The organism is Mycoplasmopsis opalescens ATCC 27921 (assembly GCF_000712185.1).
Taxonomy (GTDB): domain Bacteria; phylum Bacillota_I; class Bacilli_A; order Mycoplasmatales; family Metamycoplasmataceae; genus Mycoplasmopsis; species Mycoplasmopsis opalescens.
This window is the reverse complement of record NZ_KL544019.1, coordinates 293620-299947: the sequence shown is the minus strand read 5'-3', so window position 1 is coordinate 299947 and position 6328 is coordinate 293620. Positions and strand designations below refer to the sequence as shown.

The window sequence follows — 6328 nt, the reverse complement described above, 5'->3', positions numbered from 1 at the left end:
TGAAGGCTTAATATTTCACTCTGATCAAGGGTGACAGTATCAACATGCTTATTACAGAAGCAGATTAAAAGAAAAAGGGATTATTCAATCAATGTCTAGAAAGGGAAACTGTTATGACAATTGTATTATGGAGACTTTCTTTGGTAGAATGAAAAATGAGATGTATTATGGTTTTGAAAAAGACTTTGAATCTTTCCAATCTTTTTCAAAAGCTGTAGATGAATATATGGATTATTATAACAATAAAAGAATTCAGGCAAAAACAAAATGGATGCCTCCTGTAAAATACAGGAAAACATCCATTTGTGTTGTTGCCTAGTTAATAAATATGTGTCCAGGATTCTGGGTACATATCATTTTTTTGTGTTTTTTAATTTCAAATTCAAGATCTACAAAATATTAATATTCTCTTTGGCACATGATTCAATTACTTCATCTGGCCACAAACTAGCCTGCACTTCGCCAATATGTTTTTTTTCTAAAATGTACATACATAGTCGGCTTTGACCGATTCCTCCGCCGATAGTGAGAGGCAATTCATTGTTCAAAATTTGCATGTGGTATGATGAAAAAGCAATTGGATCTATATTTTTAAATTTAGCTTGATTTAACAATGATTCTCGATTAACTCTGATTCCCATTGATGATATTTCAATATTACGATCATTTAATTCGTCATAGAAGATTAGATCACCGTTTAATAGCCAGTCATCGTAGTCAAAAGCACGGCTAGAATGTGGTTTTCCATTTTTTAAATTAAATCCGATTTCACTTATAAAAACAGCTTTATGTTTTTTTACTATTTCATCTTCTCTTTGTTCAGGGGACAAGTCCGGATATTTTTTTTCCAGTTCATTTGTAGAAATGTAAAAAAGTTTTTTAGGTAGTTTAGATTTTAAGGTCGGGAACTCACTAATAATTTTGGATTCAACTTCTAAAATAGATGAATAAATTTTATCAACAATTTTTTCCAAAAATGCTGTAGTACGGTCATTTTTGTCAATTATCATTTCTCAATCTCATTGATCGACATAAATACTATGAGTATTATCAAGAACCTCGTGCTGGCGAATAGCATTCATATCCGTCCATATTCCCTCATATAAATTAAAATTATATTTTTTTAGCGCAGTTCTTTTTCATTTGGCTAAAGAGTGAACTATTTCCACTTGCTTATTAAGAGCCGGAGGTAAAAAAAGCACGGGGGTTTCACCGTTCAAACCATCGTTTATCTTGGATTCAGAGGTAACAAATAATGGAGCTGATACTCGAACTAAATTTAAGTTTTTATTTAATCGCTTAGTAAAATAAAATTTTAAATTTTGTATGGCTAGCTGAGTTTCTTTTATTGATAATTTGCTTTTATACATATTTCCTCCATAAAAAAATATTCCAGTTAGGAATATATTATAGTTATTTTTTTAAACTTTTATGTTTTTTTGGTTGATATTTAATAATTCCAAAAAGTATTGATGCATAAATTAATAATGAAAATGTTTGCCATATTATGGTTGAAATCAAAGCGGGAGTCAACCCTTTTATAGCCACCATTGAGAATCAATAGCAATTTCAAAACACATTTGTTGTTATAAATAATCCACACATTCATTCAGAAATACCATCAAATTTTTTATTTTGGAAGCCTTTAATTAAATGAGGGAAAAATGATAAAGTGGTAACAACCGGAACAATTTGAATTACAACTGTGAATATTTTTTCATTCATATGGAATTCGTAAACTATACCTATAATCGCCAATATCGAAGATGTTAGAGTGATTGCTACGGTAATAATTAGGGGAATATATCAGAATTTTCTTCGTTTTCCAGTTGAATATCTATAAAGAAAAATCATAGTTAAGGTGTAAATTAGGCCAGCTATAATATTTGTATATGCTGAAGCTAATAATTTTGGGTCTGAATAATCATATGAACCAATAAAAATTCAACCAATTAAACCTACATAAAAAATTCAATAAGAATAATAAGGTGTATTTGCAGATGTTTTTTTGTTTTTAAGAAGCACAATAAGTTGAGGCAACCCAATAAAAGCGGTTGTAAAAATAGCAATAACACCGAAAACGAGCGCTACAGTACCTTTTGAGTCATTATTTAAATTAAATAAATTGTAAAGCCACATTAGTACATTCCCTCTTTTTTAATAATCATAAAATTAACGAATTTACAAATTCGTGCTGCACCTTTATAAAACATAGCGTGCCCAAGATCATTTAATTCAATAAAATCAATCTTATATTTTTTAAGCAAATGAATATCTTCGCTGTAATTTGTGAAATTATCTTGCTTACTTAAAAAAACTGTGCAATTAGAAGTATTTTTCAAATATTTTTGCATAAATTTGGATACTTTAACACTATCCATTAGTTCTGTTGTCAACATTCTACTGAATTTTCTTGACCTCTCTTCAAAGAAGATTTTAGGAGTATTGAGTAGTCTATTTTTTGTTTCAGATGAAAATGATGATTTCCTTTCTTCCTCGCTAAAAAGTAATTCATATGTTTTCAAAAAAGATAAACCATCTTTAGGAAGCATAATATTGATTACCATTTGTTTTTCTTCATCATTTAAAACTTTTATAGTTAAAGGAGGAGCCACAAGGAATATATGTTTAATATTTTTTAAAGTTTTATTGCAGTAAAGACCACTATATAAACCCATCGAGTGAGTCATTATATAAATATTTTTGTCTTTAAAAACTTCTTGAATAAATAACGACGCAGTTTCTTGAAAATGCTGTAGCATAGGAGTTTTAGTAATGTTTGAACTCTCTCCACAACCAGGAAAATCTATAGCAAAAATTTGAAAATTTCTTTTGATTGGGAATAAACTTAAAGCCCTTTGGCTGTCATCCCCGAAACCATGAAAAAACAATAGAATTGGTAAATTGGAATTTTCAAATTCACCAATATAGTTAATTATCTCACCATTTATTTCTATTTTCTTTTTAAACATTCTATCCTAATAACAACTCAATAATTTCATCTTTTGTGACTGTGCCAAAGTAGTTTTCGAAATCAAATTTCTCAAAAATTTCTCTCAAATTAGTTTCCCTAAGGGGAACATTTTTAAACAATCCTTCAATGTCGTGAATATTTTTTTTCGATAAGAAGTCGCCTTCAAAGACTAACTCTTTAATTTCGCCTTCTTCAATATTTCCTTTAACAACCACAACACCTCCAGGGAATTTTGCTCCATTTTGGAAGGTAAAAGTAGCTGCTCTATTAAAAATTCAATCATCTTTTGAAAATTTTTCTGTTAATTCTTTTAATTTTGTTTCATATTTTGCATATGGAATTTCCAAAAATTCACCATTAGCGTGACTAACAAAATAATTAATAAGTTTGGTGATGAATTCTTCTGCGCTAATTTTCTCTTTTAACTCATCTAAAATATTGGTTACATGGGATCTAATCGATTGAATACCACGTGATTCATATTTGATTTTAGCTGGGTTTAAAGCTAATGAAAGCTTAGTTAAATCAACATCGAAAAGTAGGGTTCCGTGGCTTATTATTCTATTTTTAGCCAAATATTGAGCATTTCCACTAATTTTGCAACCGTTAACATGAACGTCATTACGTCCATGAAATTCAGCATTTAAGCCTAGTGAACGCAAGAAATCGATAATTGGAGCTAAGAATTTTTCATAACCTCCCTTATGATCATAGTCAGTAATGAAACTAAAGTTAATATTTCCTAAATCGTGGTAAACTGCTCCACCACCAGATAATCTACGGGCTAATTTAATTTGTTTTTCTTGAACATATTGGCGATTAATTTCTTCATATGCGTTTTGGTTATTACCAATAATTATGGCATTATCGTGTTGATAAATGAGCAAAATATCACCGGTTAAATCAGGGTCATTAGCCATTAGATTTTCAATAGGCAAAGTGATGTATGGACTTGTTTCTTTAACTCTAAAGATTTTCATTTTATATTCTCCTTAATGATTTTTTAATTATTATTATTTTATTATTTTTTTATATTTATAGCTTGTAAAAATGGAGTTTTTTAATATTTTTTTGTTTTCTAGGTTTAAAAAAATAGCAAGCTAGCTTGCTATAAAATTGGTTTAACGGCGTATTTTTTTCTAAATCAATCTGATCTCTTGATGTAATGAATTGTGATTGTCTGAATAATTTGTCATGTTGAAGTTAAGATTCAATAAACTTGAACACCACAAGAGAATGCTACAGACATAAATACAAACATAACCATCATAATATATTGCATTCTGTTGCTTTTGCGCATTGCGGCTTTTTCTTCCACTGTTGTACGCTGTTTAGCTTTTTTGTAAGTTAAAATTCTAGGCATAAATTGTGAAAGAACTTGAACAACTGCGGAAACAATTAGTATTCATAAATACTGCCATTCACCATTAAATAATTGTTTATATGATGTGGCTGAGAAACTCATTCCCAACCAGTGGGTTGATTTCATTTCAGGGATTGATTGAATAACCCGCCACATAGCAAAGAAAACAGGGAAGGCGATCAAGATTGATAAGAACGAATCAAATGGATTTACTCCATGCTTTTTATAAAGTTCCTGAATTTCCATTTGTTGACGTTGCTTCATTTGTTTATTGTTTTGGAATTCTGCGTATTTAGCATCAATTTTCGCTTTTTTAACACGCAAGTCTTCTTGTCTTGATTGAGTAACTGTTGCCTTTCAAGTGAAAGCTAAAACAATTATACGAGTTATTAAAACAGCTAATACTAAGGCACCAACTGTGGTTCAACCACCTGCATCTGCAGCATTTTCACGAAGAGAAGCAGTTAAGAAACCAATTGGATATGAGAATATCCAGAAGAATGGACCATATGGAAAAACAGATTTATAACTATAGAATGCTATTTGTTCAGCTTCCGAATGTGGCAATTTACTATCTAATTTGGTAAATTCATGACCAAACGAAGTTTTGTCTGGGTTAGCTTTAAGTTGTTCAAATCCAACATTTTTTAAATATGCATTTAAAGTTGTAATGTAATTATTTAAAGCATGATATTTATCAGGCGAAAGCTGATAAACATTTCCATCAGCAACACCTTTAATTAATTTGTTAATTTCTTCTGGTGTTCCCAAAACATCTGTGTAATAGGTATTTTCGACGAAAGTTTTCTTGTATAAAGTTTCCAAAATATCTCGAGCATAAATTAATGAAGGGTTATTAGCCGCTAATTCTGGTTTAAAGAAAACTCCAACAGATTTAACGTGATAAGCCTTTTCTTGGTCTTTATTTTCACTATCTTTAAATTTGCTTACAATAATGTAGTTATGACCTTGTTTTCGATAAGTGTCAGTTAACTTATCATAGTAGAAAAGGTTTTCGAACTTAAAGTTACTGTCTATAGTTTGGATATTGCTATAGTTTTGGTTATAAATACTTGTGTATTTAGTTGATGTTGAGTTTAAATATAAGTAACGTTTTTGTGCACCTTCGCCAAGTGCATAAATAGGTTGATTTTTATTTTCTAATTCTTGTTTTTCATTAACGAATTGTATAGCTGAGTTGGTTGATTTAATTTTTCCATATTCTCCGTCATCAGCCTTTGTTTGTTTTTGTAATGCCTCTAATTCATCTTTGAAATTTTTATATGCTAAATGATAGTTGATGTCAGTATTGTATTCATATGAAATAAATTGTCCATCTTTTAATTTAACATTGTGTTTTGTGGCTTTTTTGCCGTCAGTAGAAGGGCATGATGATTTGCTTTTTGTTGATTTTTGGTAAGAAGCAACTAAAGGAGCAATTTTTTCTTTGCTTGTATAAAATTCAGTTCCTGCACCAGTAAAACTTGAACTTCTAATCACAAACGACTGAACACAGCCTGTTAAAGTTAGAGCAAATAAAAGGACATAGATGACTACTTTTATTCAAAACCAGATTCGTTTTCATGTTTTTTTTGATTTTTCTTTTTTATTGGTTGACCCTGGCGTTCCACTATTAAAAAAGTTAAATTTTTCTGACCTTGTTTGATTCATTTTCAATTGTCTCTAATAAGTTTTTAACTATATTTTTTTTCTTTGCAAATTCTAAATTTAAAAAATCTTTACGCAAGATTACAACCATATGGAATTTTCAGTTATAAATATTGAGATCGTGAATAATTGATTTCATTTGCCTTTTGTAATAATTTCTTAATACCGCATTACAAAACTTTTTTGGCGTAACAATACCCACTTTAAGTTCTTTAGCAGGTAAAAAATAAATTATCAAGTGCCGGTTAAGAACTTGATGGTTTGTTTCCATAATGTTTGCGAACTCTCAATTTTTTCTTAAACGATAGATCTTTTTCATTTAA

The 6328-nt window shown here is 29.7% G+C and carries 7 protein-coding genes; 1 reads left to right on the top strand and 6 read right to left on the bottom strand.

Annotated elements, in window-relative coordinates:
• Positions 1-319: IS3 family transposase (locus tag T385_RS03520; protein ID WP_036450864.1), on the top strand; the 319-nt coding region annotated here is incomplete at its 5' end.
• A gap of 70 nt (positions 320-389) precedes the next feature.
• Here T385_RS03520 and T385_RS0103100 read toward each other — a convergent pair.
• From T385_RS0103100 to rnpA, 6 genes are all read right to left on the bottom strand, one after another.
• Positions 390-1370 carry an aspartate--ammonia ligase gene (locus T385_RS0103100; RefSeq protein ID WP_029906452.1) on the bottom strand — a complete coding sequence of 327 codons (981 nt, stop codon included), beginning with the start codon at positions 1368-1370 and terminating at the stop codon, positions 390-392.
• Between the two features lie 43 nt (positions 1371-1413).
• Positions 1414-2139, bottom strand: coding sequence for a hypothetical protein (locus tag T385_RS0103095; protein WP_029906450.1), 726 nt, complete (start codon positions 2137-2139; stop codon positions 1414-1416).
• Positions 2139-2972 (bottom strand): alpha/beta fold hydrolase, encoded by an 834-nt coding sequence (locus T385_RS0103090; protein ID WP_029906448.1) that lies wholly within the window; start codon positions 2970-2972, stop codon positions 2139-2141. The genes T385_RS0103095 and T385_RS0103090 overlap by 1 nt, the downstream gene beginning before the upstream one ends.
• Before the next feature lies 1 nt (position 2973).
• Positions 2974-3954: a lipoate--protein ligase gene (locus tag T385_RS0103085; protein ID WP_029906446.1), complete on the bottom strand. Its 981-nt coding sequence runs from the start codon at positions 3952-3954 to the stop codon at positions 2974-2976.
• Between the two features lie 128 nt (positions 3955-4082).
• The gene (yidC, locus tag T385_RS0103080; RefSeq protein WP_029906444.1) at positions 4083-6008 is read right to left on the bottom strand and encodes a membrane protein insertase YidC; all 1926 of its coding nucleotides are present in this window, start codon (positions 6006-6008) and stop codon (positions 4083-4085) included.
• Positions 5980-6324 (bottom strand): ribonuclease P protein component, encoded by a 345-nt coding sequence (gene rnpA / locus T385_RS0103075; protein ID WP_029906442.1) that lies wholly within the window; start codon positions 6322-6324, stop codon positions 5980-5982. Before rnpA ends, yidC begins: the two co-directional genes overlap by 29 nt.
• Positions 6325-6328 lie beyond the last annotated feature (4 nt).